At 63.1% G+C, this 17,544-nt stretch carries 15 protein-coding genes and 1 tRNA gene; 3 read left to right on the top strand and 13 right to left on the bottom strand.

Annotation, left to right across the window (positions count from 1 at the left end):
* Positions 1 to 54 precede the first annotated feature (54 nt).
* From FJW08_RS11235 to FJW08_RS11190, 10 genes are all read right to left on the bottom strand, one after another.
* Positions 55 to 1,569 (bottom strand): GMC family oxidoreductase, encoded by a 1,515-nt coding sequence (locus FJW08_RS11235; RefSeq protein WP_140810592.1) that lies wholly within the window; start codon positions 1,567 to 1,569, stop codon positions 55 to 57.
* 107 nt (positions 1,570 to 1,676) lie between these two features.
* Positions 1,677 to 2,792 (bottom strand): ABC transporter ATP-binding protein, encoded by a 1,116-nt coding sequence (locus FJW08_RS11230; protein ID WP_140756075.1) that lies wholly within the window; start codon positions 2,790 to 2,792, stop codon positions 1,677 to 1,679.
* A gap of 4 nt (positions 2,793 to 2,796) precedes the next feature.
* On the bottom strand, positions 2,797 to 3,741 hold the full coding sequence (locus tag FJW08_RS11225; protein ID WP_140756073.1) for a carbohydrate ABC transporter permease: 945 nt from the start codon (positions 3,739 to 3,741) through the stop codon (positions 2,797 to 2,799).
* Positions 3,738 to 4,694, bottom strand: a complete 957-nt coding sequence (locus FJW08_RS11220; protein ID WP_140756071.1) for a sugar ABC transporter permease — start codon at positions 4,692 to 4,694, stop codon at positions 3,738 to 3,740. Before FJW08_RS11220 ends, FJW08_RS11225 begins: the two co-directional genes overlap by 4 nt.
* Before the next feature lie 90 nt (positions 4,695 to 4,784).
* On the bottom strand, positions 4,785 to 6,038 hold the full coding sequence (locus FJW08_RS11215; RefSeq protein WP_140756069.1) for an ABC transporter substrate-binding protein: 1,254 nt from the start codon (positions 6,036 to 6,038) through the stop codon (positions 4,785 to 4,787).
* Between the two features lie 58 nt (positions 6,039 to 6,096).
* Positions 6,097 to 7,608: an aldehyde dehydrogenase family protein gene (locus FJW08_RS11210; RefSeq protein WP_140810591.1), complete on the bottom strand. Its 1,512-nt coding sequence runs from the start codon at positions 7,606 to 7,608 to the stop codon at positions 6,097 to 6,099.
* Positions 7,609 to 7,625: 17 nt separating this feature from the next.
* The gene (locus FJW08_RS11205) at positions 7,626 to 8,402 is read right to left on the bottom strand and encodes an enoyl-CoA hydratase/isomerase family protein (RefSeq protein ID WP_140810590.1); all 777 of its coding nucleotides are present in this window, start codon (positions 8,400 to 8,402) and stop codon (positions 7,626 to 7,628) included.
* Positions 8,395 to 9,996, bottom strand: a complete 1,602-nt coding sequence (locus FJW08_RS11200; RefSeq protein ID WP_140810589.1) for an acyl CoA:acetate/3-ketoacid CoA transferase — start codon at positions 9,994 to 9,996, stop codon at positions 8,395 to 8,397. Before FJW08_RS11200 ends, FJW08_RS11205 begins: the two co-directional genes overlap by 8 nt.
* On the bottom strand, positions 9,993 to 11,009 hold the full coding sequence (locus FJW08_RS11195) for a Gfo/Idh/MocA family oxidoreductase (protein ID WP_140810588.1): 1,017 nt from the start codon (positions 11,007 to 11,009) through the stop codon (positions 9,993 to 9,995). Before FJW08_RS11195 ends, FJW08_RS11200 begins: the two co-directional genes overlap by 4 nt.
* Positions 11,006 to 12,064, bottom strand: coding sequence for a LacI family DNA-binding transcriptional regulator (locus tag FJW08_RS11190; RefSeq protein WP_140756059.1), 1,059 nt, complete (start codon positions 12,062 to 12,064; stop codon positions 11,006 to 11,008). Before FJW08_RS11190 ends, FJW08_RS11195 begins: the two co-directional genes overlap by 4 nt.
* A 240-nt stretch (positions 12,065 to 12,304) precedes the next feature.
* Here FJW08_RS11190 and FJW08_RS11185 point away from each other — a divergent pair, with 240 nt between their 5' ends.
* On the top strand, positions 12,305 to 13,456 hold the full coding sequence (locus FJW08_RS11185; RefSeq protein ID WP_140810587.1) for a dihydrodipicolinate synthase family protein: 1,152 nt from the start codon (positions 12,305 to 12,307) through the stop codon (positions 13,454 to 13,456).
* A 90-nt stretch (positions 13,457 to 13,546) separates the two neighbouring features.
* On the opposite strand, the gene FJW08_RS11180 is transcribed toward FJW08_RS11185, so the two are convergent.
* Together FJW08_RS11180 and FJW08_RS11175 are read right to left on the bottom strand one after the other, a co-directional pair.
* A tRNA-Val gene (locus tag FJW08_RS11180) sits at positions 13,547 to 13,621 on the bottom strand.
* 116 nt (positions 13,622 to 13,737) lie between these two features.
* On the bottom strand, positions 13,738 to 14,100 hold the full coding sequence (locus FJW08_RS11175) for a response regulator (protein ID WP_006199474.1): 363 nt from the start codon (positions 14,098 to 14,100) through the stop codon (positions 13,738 to 13,740).
* 162 nt (positions 14,101 to 14,262) lie between these two features.
* On the opposite strand from FJW08_RS11175, the gene FJW08_RS11170 reads away from it, so the two are divergent.
* The gene (locus FJW08_RS11170) at positions 14,263 to 15,204 is read left to right on the top strand and encodes an N-formylglutamate amidohydrolase (protein WP_140810585.1); all 942 of its coding nucleotides are present in this window, start codon (positions 14,263 to 14,265) and stop codon (positions 15,202 to 15,204) included.
* A gap of 351 nt (positions 15,205 to 15,555) precedes the next feature.
* Complete coding sequence (hisN, locus tag FJW08_RS11165; protein ID WP_140756053.1) at positions 15,556 to 16,329, top strand: histidinol-phosphatase; 774 nt, start codon at positions 15,556 to 15,558, stop codon at positions 16,327 to 16,329.
* Positions 16,330 to 16,481: 152 nt separating this feature from the next.
* On the opposite strand, the gene FJW08_RS11160 is transcribed toward hisN, so the two are convergent.
* Entirely contained in the window at positions 16,482 to 17,459 is a 978-nt protein-coding gene (locus FJW08_RS11160) for an alpha/beta hydrolase (protein WP_140810584.1), read from the bottom strand.
* Positions 17,460 to 17,544: the final 85 nt, after the last annotated feature.

Raw genomic sequence — 17,544 nt, 5'->3', positions numbered from 1 at the left:
CCCCGCTTACGGGGAGAAGGTGCCGGCAGGCGGATGAGGGGCGGCGCGAACCTATCATTGAAATTCGCTCTTACGGATGTGGTCCGCTACCCGCAGCGCCTGGGCGGCGATCGACAGCGCCGGGTTCACGGCGGCTGAGTTCGGCAGGAAACTGGCGTCGACGACGAAGAGGTTCCGGTGATCGAAGGCGCGGCAGAACGGATCGAGCGGCGACGTCGCCGGATCGTCGCCCATTTTCACCGTGCCGCACTGGTGCGAGGGCGTGCGCTTGTCGAAAGGGCGCGACAGCACGAGGGGATAACCGCAGGCGCGGAAATTCTCGCGCATCACCTTGGTCAGGCCTTCCAGCGACTGCATGTTGGAGCGTCGCCATTGCATGACGATGTCCTTGCCGTCGACCATGATGCGGCTTTCGGGATCTGGCAGGTCCTCGCACATCAGGTACCAGTCGACGGCATGGCCGGCCATGAAGTCGAGCGCGAATTTCGGCACCCGCTTCACATTGGCCTTGAGCATGTTGCCGTCGATCTTGCCGAGAAGCTGGACATTGCCGAGCGGTTTGCCGCCCTTGCCGTCCGAGAGATAGTAGTCGTTCAGCATCAGCGTCTTCTGGTAGACGGCATCGTTCCTGCGGCGCGGATCGATCGCCAGCATGGCGCTCGAATTGTGGTTCATGAAGTTGCGGCCGACCTGGTCGGAGCGGTTGGCCAAGCCCTTGCCGCCTCCCTTGCCATTACCGGGTGAGGGCGAGCGCAGCAGGATGACCGCTGAATTGACCGCGCCGGCCGACAGGATCACCAGCTTCGGCGCGACCTTCCTCGGTTCACCGTTCTGGCGATAGTGAACGGCCGAGATGGTTTTGCCGTCCGGGGCTGTCTCGAGACATTCGACATAGGCGCCGGTTTCGAGCTTGATGTTCTCGTCCTTGAGCGCCGCCGCCAGCGGTGCCGTCTGGGCGTCCATCTTTCCCTGACCAGTGTTGGGGAAGGCGTCCCAGCCGGTCCTGCCCTCCTTCAGCCATGTCTCTATGTCGACGCCGAGCGGCAGTGAGGCTGGATGCAGGCCCAGCCCCTTGAGTTCGGCACGGGCGCGCGCGATCGGCGCTTCGTCAGGCACCGGCTTGAAGGCATAGGGAATGGAGTGGAACGGCTCGGTCGGGTCCTCGCCAAGCGTGCCGCGCACCCGGAAAAGCTGTTCTGCCCTGGAATACCAAGGCTCGAATTCGTCATAGGAGAACGGCCATGCGGGCGAGACGCCGCCAAAGTGTTCCATGTCGGAAAAATCTTCCTTGCGGTAACGGATCAGCACCGCGCCGAAGAATTTCGAGTTGCCGCCGACGTAATAATAGTTGCCTGGGTTGAAGGTGGCGCCGCCAGCCTCGCGCCACATTTCCTTCGGCCGGTAATGGCCGTCAACGAAGATGGCGCGCGTGTCGCGCGCGTGCGGCGTCGACGGCAACGGCTCGCCGCGCTCCAGCATCAGGATGGAAGCGCCGCTACCGGCCAGACCGGAGGCAATCGTGGCGCCGCCGATCCCGGAACCGATGATGACGATATCGGGGTTTGCCATCGCCTAAAGCGCGCCGCGTTTGAATTGACACATGCCGCCCGCTTTAGTTCTTTTGTTTCGATGCATGTCGTTGCCCCAAAACCGGATCCACTTTCGGACGACACGCATCAGCGAATACGGCTCTCGGTCGCCGGATCGAAGAACACCGCCTTGGTGAGGTTGAAGGCGAGCGGCGTGTTGGTGCCCGGCTGGATGTTGGCATCGGCGCGCAGCCGCGCCACCACGCCCTTGCCGCCGAGATTGGTAACGGCGAAAGTGTCGGAGCCGGCCGGCTCCACAACCTCGATATGGCAATCGGCGGTGGCGATTTGCGAGGCGTTGCGCTCCGCGCCTTCCGGATCGGTGAGCGCCTCCGGGCGAACGCCGAAGATGACCGGCTTGCCCTTGAACGCCGACAATCCGGCCGGAGCGTTGGCCATCGGCAAGGTGATCGGCTGGCGTGCCTCGCGATCGAGCACGACGGCCAGGTCGCCGCCGTTGCCGTCGATGGTGGCCGGGATCAGGTTCATCGCCGGCGACCCCATGAAGTCGGCGACGAAGACGTTGGCGGGGTTGTTGTAGATCTCGGCCGGCGTGCCGAACTGTTGCACCTCGCCGTCACGCATGACGGCGATCTTGGTCGCCAGCGTCATCGCCTCGATCTGGTCGTGGGTCACGTAGACGATGGTCGTGCCGGTGGTGGCATGCAGGCGCTTGATCTCGATGCGCATGTCGACGCGCAGCTTGGCGTCGAGGTTGGACAGCGGCTCGTCGAACAGGAACAGCTTGGGGTCGCGCACCAGTGCCCGGCCCATGGCGACGCGCTGGCGCTGGCCGCCGGAGAGCTGGCTCGGCTTGCGCTGCAGGAGATGGCCGATCTGCAGCACCTTGGCCACCTTGTCGATCGCCTTCTGGCGTTCGTCGGCAGGCACGCCGCGCATCTCCATGCCGAAGGAGATGTTCCCGGCGACCGTCATATTCGGGTAGAGCGCGTAGCTCTGGAACACCATGGCGATGTCGCGCTTCGACGGATGCAGATCGGTGATGGTGCGACCATCGACGCGGATATCGCCAGAGGTGATCGTCTCCAGTCCGGCAATGGTGTTGAGCAAGGTCGACTTGCCGCAGCCGGACGGACCGACCAGCACCAGGAAGCCGCCCTTTTCCAGCTCGAGGTTAATCCCTTTCAGGATCTCGACCTGGCCAAAACGCTTCCTCAGACCATCAATTTCCAGAAAAGCCATTGGGTTATCCTTTGACCGCGCCGGCCATCAGACCGCGCACGAAATAGCGGCCGGCGAGCACATAGACGAGAAGGGTGGGCAGCGCGGCGATCATCGCCGCCGCCATGTTGACGTTGTATTCGACGACGCCGGTCGAGGTGTTGACGACGTTGTTGAGGGCCACCGTCATCGGCATCGCGTCACCGGTGCCGGCATAGGCGGAGGCGAACAGGAAGTCGTTCCAGATGTTGGTGAACTGGTAGATGACGGTGACGACGAAGATCGGCATCGAGTTCGGCAGCATGATGCGACGGAAGATCTGAAAGAAGGAAGCGCCGTCCACTTGCGCGGCCTTGACCAGTTCGCTCGGGAACGCCTCGTAATAGTTGCGGAAGAACAGCGTGGTGAAACCGATGCCGTAGACGACATGAACGAAGACCAGGTTGACCGTCGAATTGCCGAGGCCGAAGCTGGTTCCGATCGTGTTCTGCAGCGTCACACCGAACCGTCCGAGGCTGCCGAGGATCGTCGCCATCGGCAGCAGCACCGACTGAAACGGAATGAAGCAGGCAAACAGCATCAGCCCGAACACCAGGGTTGCGCCGCGAAAACGCCATTTGGTCAGCACGTAGCCATTGAGCGCGCCGAGCATGGTCGAGATCAGCACGGCCGGGACCACCATCTTGATGGAATTCCAGAAATAACCCTTGATGCCGGCGCAGGTGAGGCCGACGCAGGTCTCGCCCCAGGCCTTCAGCCAGGGCTCGAAGGTCGGCGCCGTGGGCAGGGCCAGCATGTTGCCATTCTGGATCTCGTCCATGGTCTTGAACGAGGTCACCAGCATGACGAATAGCGGCATCAGGTAGAACAGCGCAAACAGCGCCAGAAGCCCGTAGATGACGATGCGGTTGACGATCTTGACGTTGACGCCACGGCTGGCCTGGCGGGCGGGAGCGGTGACGGCGCTCATCGCGACTTCTCCCTAAGTTCCGAATAGAGGTAGGGCACGATGATGGCGACGATGGTCATCAACATGATCACCGCACTTGCCGAACCGACGGCCATTTCGTTGCGCTTGAAGGTGTATTCATACATGAAGTTGGACGGCAGCCAGGCCGAGCCGCCAGGGCCGCCGCTGGTCAGAGCCACCACCAGATCGTAGGATTTGATGGCAAGGTGCGCGAGCACGATGAAGGCCGACAGGAAGATCGGCCGCAAGAGCGGGATGACGATGCGGCGATAGAGCTGGAAGGTGGTGGCGCCGTCGATCTGCGCCGCTTTCATGATCTCGCCGTCGATGCCGCGCAGGCCGGCCAGGAACATCGCCATGATGAAGCCGGAAGCCTGCCAGACGCCGGCGATGACCACCGTGTAGATGACGAAATCCTTGTTCTTGATCCAGTCGAAATGGAAGCTCGTCCAGCCCCATTGATGCAGCGTCTGCTCAAGACCGAGGCCGGGGTCGAGGAACCATTTCCAGGCGACGCCGGTGACGATGAAGGAGAGCGCCATCGGGTAGAGGTAGATGGGGCGCAAAACGCCTTCGCCGCGGATCTTCTGGTCGAGCAGGATGGCCAGGAACAGGCCGAGCGCCAGGCAGATCAAGATGTAGAGAAAACCGAAAATGCCCATATTTGTGATCGACGTGTACCAGCTCGATGGCGGGTCGGTGTCGAAGGTCCAGCCCCACAGTCGCTGATAGGCACGCCCGCCCGTTATGGCGTAGGACGGGAAGGTCTTGGAGTTGGTGAAGGACAGATAGATCGTCCACAGGATGAAGCCGTAGACGAAAACGATGGTGATGGCGAAGCTCGGCGCCAGCACGATTTTCGGCAAGGCATCCTGCAGGCGCGAGCGCACAGAGGCGCGCGGGCGGGCATGCTCCGGCGTCAGCTTAATCTGGGTTGTCGCGACTGTGCTCATGGGTTCCTCCCGTCGGCGTCCGGCCGACCGGCCTCACGGACCGGGGACCCTTCCCCGCCGGAGCGGGGAAGGTGTTTTCGTAGGTAGCGCTTACTTGGCGTCGTCGATCGCCTTGACCAGTTCGGTCACCGCCTCGTCCGAGGTCTTGATCTGACCATGGACGAATTTGGAGACGACGTCCTTGTAGGCATTGGCGACCGCCGGAGGCGCGCCGTAGCCCTGGGCGAGCGAGCCGAACAGCGTGCCGCCTTCATTGGCCTTCTTCAGGTCGGCAATACCCTTCTTGCCGCAAGCGTCGAAGTCGGTGTCTGGCACGTCGGTCCGGGCCGGAACCGAACCCTTGACGACGTTGAAGGCCGACTGGAAGCTCTTCGACAAAGTGGCGGTCGCCAGAGCGATCTGGGCGGCCTTGCGGTCCTCCGGAACGTTGAACATGCCGAACATGTCGGAGTTGTAGATCACCGAGCCGTCGGTGCCCGGGAAGCGGTAGCAGAGGAAGTCGGTGCCCGGGGTCTTTTTGGCGGCGTGGAACTCGCCCTTGGCCCAGTCGCCCATGACCTGCACCAGCGCATCGCCCTTGATGACCATGGCGGTGGCGAGGTTCCAGTCGCGGCCCGAGAAGTTCGGGTCGACATAGGTGACGAGCTTGGCGAGATTGTCGAACGACTTCTTCATCGTGTCGGACTTAAGCGACGCGTCGTCGAGGTCGTTCATCGCCTTCTTGTAGAATTCCGGCCCGCCGGTCGACAACACGACGGAATCGAACATGGTGGCTTCCTGCCAGTTCTGGCCGCCAAGCGCGAGCGGAGTGACACCGGCCGCCTTGGCCTTGTCGAGCAATGCCACGAAGTCGTCGAAGGTCTTCGGCTCGGTGCCGCCGATCTTGTCCATCACCGCCTTGTTGATCCACAGCCAGTTGACGGAGTGGACGTTGACCGGAGCGGCGACCCACTTGCCGTCATAGACGGCGAATTTCTGCAGGGCGGTCGGAACCGATTTGTCCCAACCTTCCTTCTTGGCCGTCTCGGTGAGGTCGCCCATGACGCCGGCCGCGGCATAGTCGAGCACGGTGTAGCCGAGCATCTGCGAGGCGGTCGGATAGTTGCCGGCCGCGACCATCGCCTTCAGCGCGGTCATGGCGGCATCGCCGCCGCCGCCGGCCACCGGCACGTCCTTCCAGGCATAGCCTTCCTTGGCCAGATCCTGCTTGAGCACGTTGAGGGCCGCCGCTTCGCCGCCTGACGTCCACCAATGCAGCATCTGTACTTCCTTGACGTCCGCGGCGTGGGCCGAGAACACAAAGCTTGTCGCAAGAGCCGTTCCGATAAGCAGTTTGCGCAACATGTACTTCCTCCCTTGTTGCATTACACGACCGGTGGCAGGCCACCGGGTTCTTCCCAACTCAGCCGACCCACCAACCGGTGCGCTGGCCGCGATGAAACTGGATTGTCTTTTCCTCGGTATAGTCCTCGACGGCGCGCTTGCCGAGTTCGCGGCCCAAGCCCGATTGCTTATAGCCGCCGAACGGCAGTTCTGGATAACCTTCCATGAACGTGTTCACCCAGACCGTCCCCGAACGCACGCCCCGCGCCACCGACATGCAGGTGTCGATGCTGGCGCTCCACACACCCGCCGACAGACCATAGGGCGTGTTGTTGGCGATGTGCAACGCCTTCTCAATCGATTCAAAGGTCAGCACCGAGAGCACCGGCCCGAACACTTCCTCGCGGGCGACGGCCATGTTTTCGGTGACGTCGCGCAAGATCGTCGGATCGAGATATTGGCCGGCATTGGAGGGGAGCTGCCGACCGCCGCTGAAGATGCTGCCGCCGTCACTCGCGGCCGCCGCCACGTAATCGGTCACCCTGGCCAGATGGTCGGACGAAATCATCGCGCCGACCTTGGTCCTGTCATCGAGCGGATCGCCCACCGTTACCCTGGCGGTCAACGCCTTCACGGCGGCCAGGAAATCATCGGCGATCGCCTCGTGCACGATCAGCCGGCTGCCGGCATTGCAGCATTCGCCGGCATTGAAGAAGCCGCCGAACACCGCCGCGTCGGCGGCCGCCTCGAGATCGGCATCGGGGAACACGATCTGGCCGTTCTTGCCGCCGAGTTCCATCGAGACCTTCTTCAGGGAATTCGAGGCCGCCGCCATGGTCATCTTACCGACGCGGGTGGAACCGGTGAACGAAACCATCTCGACCAGGGGATGGCTGACCATCGGCGCGCCGACATCGGCGCCGAGGCCGGCGAGGATGTTGACGACGCCCGCGGGAACGCCGGCTTCGAGCAGGATGTCGCCAAGCAGGAAGGTCGAGGCCGAGGTCATCTCGCTCGGCTTGACCACCGCCGTGCAGCCGGCTGCGAGCGCGAAAGGCAATTTCTGGCTGACGATGAGGAACGGGAAGTTCCACGGCGTGATGATCGAGACGACACCGATCGGCTCGCGCAGCACGACGCCCAGCATGGCGTCGCCGAGATTGGCGTAGCTTTCGCCGTGCAACGTTCGGGCGAGCGAAGCTGCATAGCGCCAGATGTCGACGGCGCCGCCGATCTCGCCGCGCGCTTGGGCGATCGGCTTGCCGGATTCCAGTGCATCGAGCCGCGCTATGTCTTCCAGCCGGGCCTCGATCAGGTCGGCCGTCTTGAGCAGGATCGCGGCACGCTCGGCCGTCTTCATGCGCGGCCAGGGACCGGTCTCGAACGCCCTGTGCGCCGCCTGCATCGCGGCTTCCACTTCGGCGGCACCTGCCTGCGCATAGTGTGAAACGGTGAAGCCGTGACCGGGGCTCTTGCGTTTCAGCATGCGGCCATCGCGGGCATCGACGTGCTTGCCGTCGATCAGCAGCTTGTATGCCTTGGGGGCCGCAGAGGCCTCGGCAGGCATGGAAATCTTGAGAGGTGCATTCATGTGATTTCCACTCTGTCCTAGGAACGCGAAAACACGGGCTTCTGCTTGGTCTTGAAGGAGCCGACACCGGCCTTGAGATCGCTGGTCAGCGCTATGAAGCCGCTGGCCAAGGCTTCCGTTGCAGCTGCACTTTCCTCGCCTTCCGCCACCGCGATCATCAGCTTGGCGGCTTCGGTCGCCAGCGGCCCGCGTTCGGCGATTTTTTCAGCCCATGTCTTGGCTTCATCCGACGCTTTGCCGGTTTCGACGACGCGGTCGACGACACCCAGCGCAAGCGCTTCCGTCGCCAGAAAGATCTCACCGCCAAGCGCCATGCGACGCACCGTCTGGGCGCCGAAGCGACGCACCGCGCGTTGCGTGCCGGACCAGCCGGGGACGACGCCGATCGAGGTTTCGGGGAAGCCGAGTTTCACCTGCGTTTCCGCGACGCGGAAGTCGCAAGCGACAGCCAGTTCGAGCCCGCCGCCGAGCGCATGGCCAGACAAGACCGCGATGGTCGGCTGGCGTAGCCGTGCCAGCCGGTCGAAGACACGGTGGCCGTAGCGCACCCATTGCACCTGGAAATCGGCGGCGTTCATGCCGCCCCAGGCCTCGACATCGCCGCCGGCGCAAAAACCCTTGCCTTCGCCGCGTATGAGCACGACGCGCACATCCTCGGCGCTTTCCGCCTCATCGAGCGCCGCTTCCAGCGCGCGCAGCATCGGAATGTCGAGCGCGTTGAACTTTTCGGGCCGGCGCAAGGTGACGATGCCGATCGCGCCATCCTGCTCGAAGGTGACGAGGCGCTCAGCCATGCGCGCCTCCGAGCGAGGCGCCACCATTGAGCGACAGGCCGATCGGCCGATCCTGGTAGAGCGCGGCCGGCGTGACCTTGAGGTCGTTGGCTACATTGAGCGGGATCTCGGCTTGACCAAGCACATCGCGCTCGAGGTCGATGCCCGGCGCCAGTTCCGTCACCATCAGCCCATCTGATGTCAGCTTCATGACGCAGCGCTCGGTGACGTAGGTGATGTCCTGTCCTTGCGCGACGGCGCGCTTGCCGGAGAAGGAGATGTGCTCGACCGCCTCGACGACTTTCTTGACCTTGCCTTCCGCGTCGATGCGGATGCCGCCATTGGCGAGCGACAGCTTGGCCCCTGCATTGAAGAAGCCGGAAAAGACGATCTTCTTCGCCCGCGACGTGATGTCGACGAAGCCGCCGGCCCCGGCGGTGACGTGCGGCCGCGCCGAAAGCTTCGACACGTTGACCGAGCCGTGGCGGTCGATCTGCAGGAAGGAGAGCAGCGAAGCGTCGAAGCCGCCGGCCTGGAAATAGATGAACTGGTGCGGCGAGGGCATGATCGCCTCGGCATTGGAGGCGCAGCCGAACTTGAAGTCGAGAAGCGGCACGCCGCCGACAGCGCCCTGTTCGATCACCCAGGTGACCTTGCCGTGCTGGCCTTCTTCCAGAAGGATGCGCGGCACGTTGGCCGAGATGCCGAAGCCGATGTTGACGGCCATGCCATCGCGGAGCTCCATGGCGACGCGGCGCGCGATCACCTTCTGGACGTTCATCTCGGCATTGCGGAAGCTCGACAGCGGCCGGAAGATTTCACCAGAAATCGCCGGATCGTAAGGCGTCAGCGTCGTCTGCAACTGATCCGGCGCGACGACGATATGGTCGACCAACACACCGGGCACGCGCACATCATGCGGCTTCAGCGTGCCATTCTCGACGACGCGCTTGACCTGCGCGATGACGATGCCGCCATTGTTGCGGGCGGCAAGCGCCTGTTCCAAGCCGCCGAGATACGCGCCCTCGTGCTCATAGGTCAGGTTGCCGCGCTCGTCCGCCGTGGTGGCGCGGATGATCGAGACCTGGGGCACGATAGCGCGGAAATAGAGCCATTCCTCGCCGTCGAATTGCTGCACCGACACGATCGGCTCGCCGGCGGCGGCGTTCATGGCGCAACCCTGGTGGCGCGGGTCGGCAAAAGTGTCGAGGCCGACCTTTGTCAGCACGCCCGGCCGCTTGGCGGCGGCTTCGCGGTGCATGTCGAACAGGATGCCGGATGGCACGTTATAGGCGGCAACGGAATTGTCGCCGATCATCTTCCAGATCCGCGGCGGCTCGGCGGAGGAGGGGCCGGACGGATAGGAGCCGCACAGCGTACGCTTCAAAAGGCCCGGCTTGGCCAGATGATCGATGCCCTTGATGCCATACATGTCGCCGGCGGCGATTGGGTGTAGCGTGGTGATGTCCTTCGGATGGCGCTCGCTGTCGAAGCGTTCGCCGATGGCGGCGAGCACGGCATCCGGACAGCCGAGGCCGCTCGACGAGGACACCGAGACGACCATGCCGTCCTTGATCAGGCTGGCTGCCTGCGCCGATGAAACGACCTTGCTCAATTCATGCTCCCGAGTTTCGGGTCGATCTTGACGGCCTTGCCGGAATTGGCCGATTGCAATGCCGCCTCGGCTGATGCGAGCGACCAGATGCCGTCTTCTCCGGTGGCGGAGGGCTGGTCATCGCCACGGATCGCGGCATGGAACCGGTCCACCGACCTGACATAGAGGTTCTCGCGGTCGAAGCTCAATTCTTCCTCGCCGCTGGCGGTGCGCAGAAGGACTGAGCCCACCGGCTTTTGCGTCATGACATTGCGGGCGATCAGCGACCCTTGCGAGCCGTGCACCTCGAAGCCGGTATCGGCAAATCTGGTGGTGAATCCCTCATGCGATTGCGCGATGAGGCCCGACTTGAAGCGCCAGATGCACATGGCGCCGTCTTCCAGCCCGCTGCCGGCCATACCGGCGGATTGCGTAAAAGCGGAAACCTCGACCGGATCGTCGCCAAGCACGAAGCGCAGCGTGTCGGCATCGTGTACGGTGATGTCGAGCACCACGCCGCCGCCCGCCTCAGGCCTGGCGATGCGCCAACCCTGCAGGTTTTCGGGCAGGTAGACGGCATGGAAAACCCGCGCGGCAATCGGCTGGCCGATGCGACCTGCGGTAACAGCCTCGCGCATGGCGCGGTGAGCGCCGGCATTGCGCAGATGATGATTGGTTCCAAGCACGACGCCCGCGGCCTTGGCCGCAACGACCATCCTGCGCGCGTCGTCGCTGGTCAGCGCCAGCGGCTTCTCGCACAGCACATGTTTTCCCGCCTTGATCGCGGCGAGTGCCTGTTCGAGATGCAGTTCGTTGGTGGTCGAGATGTAGACGGCGTCGATGTCGGATCCGAGCAAGGCATCGAGGTTCGATACGGCGGCCGGAATGCCATTTTCCCTTGCATAGGCCGTGGCGCGGTCCGGGTTGGAACTCATCACCGCTGATATCTCGCCACCCTCTTGCGCGCGAATGGCGTCGATCATGAATTGCCGGCCGATCGTGCTGGCGCCGATCAGCCCCCATTTGACACTCATGTCGCGGCTCCCGTTGCCGTAGGCCTGTTTCGCGTGCGGCGATCTGGGCCGCAGCTTTCCCTGACCACGAGATTGACGGCGCCGATATGGTCCTCAGCGCGCGTGGTGCGCGACTGGATCAACTTGATCATGACGTGGGCCGCGCGTTCGCCGAGACCGGCGGAGTCCACCGCGACGCTGGTCAGCGGCGGCATATAGTGCTCGGCCTCGACCACATCGTCGAAGCCGACGACGGCGAAATCCGGGCCGGGCTCGAGCCTGCGCTTGCGCAGCGCCAGCATGACGCCGAAGGCGACGGCATCGTTGAAGCAGAGCGCCGCGGTTGGCGGCTCGACCATTGCGAGCGACGTTTCCAGGCAGGCCATGCCGCCCTTGCGGTTGGTCTCGCCCTCGATGATGAGCGCGTCGCGGGCGTCGATGCCGAGCGTTTCGCAGGCTTCGCGAAAGCCGCCCAGCCGCTCATGATAGACCACCAGGTCGGACGAGCCGCCGAAGAACGCCAGCCGGCGGTGCCCCTTGCCAATGAGATGAGCGGTGGCGAGATAGGCGCCCCGATGATTGTCGGGAGCAATCACCGGAATGCGGCTTTCAGGCAGCCGGCGCATGGCGAAGACAATCGGCAGACCGGCTATTTCCAGCCGCCGGAACGCTCCTGGCGTGGTGCCGCGCGCCGGGGAAACGATGAGCCCGGCGACGCCCTGTTCCATCAGCGACTTCAGTACTTCTTCCTGGCGCACCGGATTTTCGGCCGTGTTGGCGATGAAGGGCACGATACCGGCCGATTGGAAAACACGCTCCATGCCCACCGCCAGTTCCGCGAAGAACGGGTTGGTGAGATCGTTGATGACCATGCCGATGACGTTGGAATGGGCCTTGCGCAGATTGGCGGCGCCGCGATTGTAGACATAGCCGACATCCTCGATCGCCTTGCGCACCTTGACCGCGGTCTCGGGACGGATCAGCCCGCTGCCCTGGAGCACGAGCGACACGGTCGATTTGGACACGCCCGCCTCGCGGGCAATGTCGAAGATCGTCGCCTTGGCCCGGCTGGCCATCCAGATATCCTCCCCGGTTTTCTCAATCGAATTTATTGGAACGATCTAATCTATGCTCCATGGATGAGTCAATCGGGATTTTTTCTCAATCAGACGACGCGGTCATACGTGGTCCAACAGTTTGCCATCCAAGGGGTCTTGTGTTGCAACGCAGCATTGGTTGGCGGGTCACTTCGAATCCTAAAGGTTCTTGATTTATTGGAACGTTCCATTTAATAGGCGCTGCGAAGGGAGAGATCGATGGACATTGTCTTGCCTGGCGAAGGTGACCGCAGCGCCCGCTACGCGCTTGCCGGACGGCCGGTCCAACCGGTAATCGGCGCACGGTTTTCGCGGATCGCCTATGCCGCCGCGCATGTCGTCGCCGACCCCCTTGATATGACCGATCCATGGTCGCGGCCGGTTGTCGACTGGGACAGGACGATGGCGTTTCGTCATCATCTATGGCGGCTCGGCTTCCGCATCGCCGAGGCGATGGACACGTCGCAGCGCGGCATGGGCTTCGATTGGACAAATGCGCAGGAATTGATCCGCCGTTCAATCGCGGAGGCGCGGACCGTCGCTGGCGATCTCGCCTCGGGCGCCGGAACCGACCACCTCGTGCCGGCGTCGGCCAGGACACTGGACGATGTGATCGCCGCCTATGAGGAGCAGTTCGCTTTCATCGAAGGCCAGGGCGGCAAGGCGATCATGATGGCCAGCCGCGCGCTGGCGGCCGTGGCGAAGGGGCCGGACGACTACGCCTTGGTTTACGACCGCATATTGGGCCAGGCCTCGAGCAAGGTCATCCTGCACTGGCTGGGCGATATGTTCGACCCGGCCTTGAAGGGCTATTGGGGCAGCGACGATTTCGAGGCCGCGCTCGATACGGTGGTCGCCATCATCGAGCGCCATGCCGGCAAGGTCGAAGGCATCAAGATATCGCTGCTGGACGCCGGCAGGGAGGTGGCGCTCAGAAACCGGCTGCCGGACGGTGTGTTGATGTTTACCGGCGACGACTTCAATTATCCCGAACTGATCGCCGGAGACGGCAAGCGGCACTCGCACGCACTGCTCGGCATTTTCGACGCGATCGCGCCGGTTGCCAATGCCGCGCTGGCGAAGCTGGCTGATGGCGATCGTGCCGGCTATGACGCGCTGATGGCGCCGACCGTGCCGCTGTCACGAAAAATCTTCGAGGCGCCGACCGAATATTACAAGGCCGGCATTGTCTTCATGGCCTGGCTGAACGGCCACCAGGACCATTTCGCTATGGTCGGCGGCATGCAGTCGGCGCGCGGCATCCGCCATTATGCAGAGGTCTTTCGCCTCGCCGACCAGGCCGGATTGCTGGCTGATCCCGACCTTGCCATGTCGCGGATGAAAAGCCTGTGTGCCGTCGCGGGCGTCTAAACGAGTTTCGCGATCGAATCTGCCGTCGTCCATTCCGGTGAGCGCCAAGACGGGAGCGCCGTGATGCAAGGGCCGAATGTCTGGGTTGGATGGTGGGCGTGACAGGGATTGAACCTGTGACCCCTGCAATGTCAATGCAGTGCTCTCCCGCTGAGCTACACGCCCATCCGAAGCCGCGCATACACCATTTTTGGTCCGGCGCGTCAATAGCAGGAAAAGAGGAAAAACACGTCGTCTCGCCGCGGCTGTGGAACTGACGCCGGCGGCTTGCGGAAGGTGGCTCAGGCCGCCTGCAGCATCTTCTCGACCTCGTTGACGAGATCGCGCAGGTGGAAGGGCTTGGACAGAACCTTGGCGTCTTTCGGCGCCTTGGAATCCGGGTTCAGCGCGACGGCGGCGAAACCGGTGATGAACATGACCTTGAGGTCGGGGTCGATCTCGGTGGCGCGGCGTGCCAATTCGATGCCGTCCATCTCCGGCATGACGATGTCGGTCAGAAGCAGCGAGAACGGTTCCTCGCGCAGCCGCTCATAGGCGCTGGCGCCGTTGTCGAAATCGCTGACCTGGTAGCCGGCGCGCTCCAGCGCCTTGACGAGGAACCGACGCATATCGTCATCGTCTTCCGCCAGAAGAATGCGTGCCATGATATCCTGTCCGAATCACCCGCCAGAGACTGCCGTGGGGCAGTCCCGTTAACCATCCTGTATATGAGGAGGTGAGAGTAAACATCAAGTGAACGCGGACGCGCCTGACCCACATTTGCCCAGCGGCACGACCGCTGAAATGCTGGACATGCGGCCGGCAAGGTGGCAGTTTCGTGTCATGATGCACTGGTGTTTTCGGGTTCGTTCAAATTGAAGACGGCAGCCGAGGATTTTTCGGTCTTTCCACCCTTCGAAATCCGTTCGGGCGCCGAGCAGCGCGTCCCCTTCCTCTTCAATTCACCGCATAGCGGTCGCTACTATCCCGAACGCTTCCTTGCCATGGCGAGGCTCGATCGCAATGCCATCCGCCGCTCGGAGGATTGCTATGTCGACGAGTTGTTCGGCGGCGCCGTGGCGCTGGGCGCGCCGATGCTGGCGGCGAATTTCCCGCGTGCCTATCTCGACGTCAACCGCGAGCCGTGGGAACTCGACCCGCGCATGTTCGCCGAGCCGGTGCCGTCCTTCTGCAACATCCGCTCCGCGCGTGTCGCCGGCGGGCTCGGTACCGTGCCTAAGCTGGTGGGCGAGGGGCTCGACATCTATGCGGGCCGCTTGCCGCTCGCCGAGGCGATTGCCCGCATCGAGGCCGTCTACAAGCCCTATCACGAAACGCTGAAGCGGCTTTTGACCAGGACCCACGCCCGTTTCGGCTTTGCCGTGCTGATCGATTGTCATTCGATGCCGGCGAGCATACGCGTCGGAGACAACGGGCTGCGGCCGGATTTCATCATCGGCGACCGTTTCGGCATCTCGGCCACCGCGGCCTTGACCGAAACCGCGATCGGGCTGCTGACCGCGATGGGCTATACCGTTGCTCACAACAAGCCTTATGCCGGCGGTTTCATCACGGAACACTATGGCCGCCCGGCGCGTCACCTGCATGCGCTGCAGATTGAGGTCAATCGCGGGCTCTACATGAATGAGCGAACATTCGAGAAGGCCGCCGGCTTCGACGCGCTGGCCGACGATCTGACGCGGTTTTCAGCCGACCTGATGGCGATGCCGGACCATCATTTCATCGACCTGCCGCTGGCCGCGGAGTGAAGATCACGCCTTGTCTCATGCGTGCCCAAAACCCTTTGCCGTTTTTTGGGCGGCAGGCTCCGGAGCGGTGAAAAAAAGACCGCATCGTTTGCACGATACGGTCGAAGTCTAGGGAGGAAACGCCCAAGGAGGGCATGGACAGGAAACCCTGTCCGAGGATGAGGGTATTGTGCAGCGCACAAATGTCAAGGACGTTCAGGCTTTTTTAATTCACAGTGATGTGGAAATTGCCTCTCGATGGCGTTGGAGTGACATTCCGGCAACAGCTATCGCGACGATAAATCGATAAACAAGCTTGTTTTGACGGGCGGCAGAGCCCGGTTCGGGCGCGCTGCAATGCGGGAGAATCAGTTGGACATCAGCATCGATTTCATGCGCCGCATCGCACAAGCGGCGGCGGCGGAGACCTTGCCGCGCTTTCGCGCCCAAGGCGCGGTCGCCAACAAAGAGAAGGGCAGTTTCGACCCGGTCACCGAGGCCGACCGCGAGGCCGAGCGCGCCATCCGGGCGCTGATATCGGCCGAGTATCCCGACCATGGCATCCTGGGCGAAGAGCACGGCAGCGAGAACATCTCCAGCCGGCATGTCTGGGTGATCGATCCGATCGACGGCACGCGCGCCTTCATCTCCGGCCTGCCGGTATGGGGGACATTGGTCGGGCTGACGGTCGATGGCGATGCGGTCGCTGGCATGATGGCGCAGCCCTTCACCGGCGAGCTGTTCTACGCCAACGAGTCCGGCTCGCACTACGAGGGACCGGGGGGGCCGCGAAAACTGTCGACCCGCAAGACGACAAAACTCGATGAGGCGACGCTGTTCACCACCACGCCGGCGCTGTTCAAGGGCGAGGCACGCACGCGCTACGACGCATTCGAGAAGCAGATACAGCTCGCCCGTTATGGCGCCGATTGCTATGCCTTCGCCATGATCGCCTCGGGGAGCGTTGACATCGTCGCCGATCCTGGATTGAAGCCCTACGACATCGTGGCGCTGATCCCGATCATCGAGAAAGCCGGCGGGGTCGTCACCACTTTCGATGGCGGGCCGGCGGAGAATGGCGGCGATGTTCTTGCGGCGGCGACACCGGAGCTTCATGCCGCCGCGATGGCCGCCCTGCGCGGCTGATAGGCTTCTTTGTTGACGCTAGAGCGGTTCAGCGTTTGATAGAATCGCCAAACCGCTCTAACTCTTTGTTTTCACGCAATTCCGGACGGAAAACCGTTACACACTTTTCCTGGAATTGCTCTAGCCTTGCCCTGGAAGGGCCGCGGTGCCCGTCAGGCCGTCGGGTCGTCGGAACCGGGGACGAAGGCGTCGAAGGCAGCGAGGAATTGTTCGCGGTAGAGGTCGACTTCCTGCAGGATTTCGTGTTTGGCGCCATCGATCATCAACAGCGAACCGAGTCGCAGGTTTCTCGCATATTTTTCCACCGCCTTGGTCGAGACGACCTGGTCGGCGCCGGCGGCGATGATCAGCAGCGGCACCTGAATGCGGGCCATGAAGTCGGGGTCGCTGATGGCTTCCGACGCCTTCGCCGCCGCCTGCAGCCAGCGGACCGTCGGGCCGCCAAGCGCCAGTTGCGGATATTCTTCATAGATGCGCGTGTTGCGGCGATAGCGCTGCGGATCTGATGTCACCTTGTTGACCTCGAAGGGCAGCGTGTGTCTCGGCCGTGGACCCCAGGCGGCGTAGAGCCGGCCGAGCCCCAGGGCGCAGAAAATCGAACAGACCCGGCGGACCGTCCCTATCGAGACCGGCAGGTCGGGCAATGTCAGGAATGGCGCGATCAGCACCATGCGCCGCACGCGGTTCACCATCGATGGCGCGGCAAGCAGCGTGATTACCGCCCCGGCGGAATGAGCGAGGATGTAATAGGGTCCACGGCAGTCCGGCAGCACGATCTCCTCGAAGAACTGCTCCAGATCGGCCGTATAGTCGCGGAACGACCTGACATAGCCGCGCTGGCGATCGCGGATCAGCCGGTCGGAATCGCCCTGGCCGCGCCAGTCGAAGGTGGCGACGCCGAAGCCCCGCGCGGCAAGATCGCGGATGGTCTCGAAATATTTCTCGATGCACTCGTTGCGGCCGCCGAGCAGCACCACGGTGCCGCGGATTGGACGCGCCACCGCTGCGAACAGGCCATAACGTATCTTCTTGCCGTCGCGCGTGGTGAAAAAGCCACCCGTGGCGTTTTCCGGTCGCGGATTGCCCTCAACTTCGTGAAAAAGGGGTGTGTCGTGGAGGAGATCCGTCATTCGGCGCTTTGTGCTCGGCGTCTTGGCGCGCCAGCCCTTCGCGGCTGGCCTCAAGGTGATAGACGCCCACACATCAAAAGCAAAG

It is taken from the genome of Mesorhizobium sp. B3-2-1, from assembly GCF_006439515.1.
Classification (GTDB): domain Bacteria; phylum Pseudomonadota; class Alphaproteobacteria; order Rhizobiales; family Rhizobiaceae; genus Mesorhizobium.
This window is presented reverse-complemented; position numbering and strand designations above follow the sequence as displayed.

What these genes read in the sequence shown, in the direction of transcription:
- FJW08_RS11225 (WP_140756073.1), bottom strand. Translation starts at nt 3,741, where the DNA reads ATGAGCGCCGTCACCGCTCCCGCCCGCCAGGCCAGCCGTGGCGTCAAC.
- FJW08_RS11190 (WP_140756059.1), bottom strand. Translation starts at nt 12,064, where the DNA reads ATGGCCAGCCGGGCCAAGGCGACGATCTTCGACATTGCCCGCGAGGCG.
- FJW08_RS11235 (WP_140810592.1), bottom strand. Translation starts at nt 1,569, where the DNA reads ATGGCAAACCCCGATATCGTCATCATCGGTTCCGGGATCGGCGGCGCC.
- FJW08_RS11210 (WP_140810591.1), bottom strand. Translation starts at nt 7,608, where the DNA reads ATGAATGCACCTCTCAAGATTTCCATGCCTGCCGAGGCCTCTGCGGCC.
- FJW08_RS11175 (WP_006199474.1), bottom strand. Translation starts at nt 14,100, where the DNA reads ATGGCACGCATTCTTCTGGCGGAAGACGATGACGATATGCGTCGGTTC.
- FJW08_RS11215 (WP_140756069.1), bottom strand. Translation starts at nt 6,038, where the DNA reads ATGTTGCGCAAACTGCTTATCGGAACGGCTCTTGCGACAAGCTTTGTG.
- FJW08_RS11195 (WP_140810588.1), bottom strand. Translation starts at nt 11,009, where the DNA reads ATGAGTGTCAAATGGGGGCTGATCGGCGCCAGCACGATCGGCCGGCAA.
- FJW08_RS11160 (WP_140810584.1), bottom strand. Translation starts at nt 17,459, where the DNA reads ATGACGGATCTCCTCCACGACACACCCCTTTTTCACGAAGTTGAGGGC.
- FJW08_RS11220 (WP_140756071.1), bottom strand. Translation starts at nt 4,694, where the DNA reads ATGAGCACAGTCGCGACAACCCAGATTAAGCTGACGCCGGAGCATGCC.
- FJW08_RS11185 (WP_140810587.1), top strand. Translation starts at nt 12,305, where the DNA reads ATGGACATTGTCTTGCCTGGCGAAGGTGACCGCAGCGCCCGCTACGCG.
- FJW08_RS11230 (WP_140756075.1), bottom strand. Translation starts at nt 2,792, where the DNA reads ATGGCTTTTCTGGAAATTGATGGTCTGAGGAAGCGTTTTGGCCAGGTC.
- FJW08_RS11205 (WP_140810590.1), bottom strand. Translation starts at nt 8,402, where the DNA reads ATGGCTGAGCGCCTCGTCACCTTCGAGCAGGATGGCGCGATCGGCATC.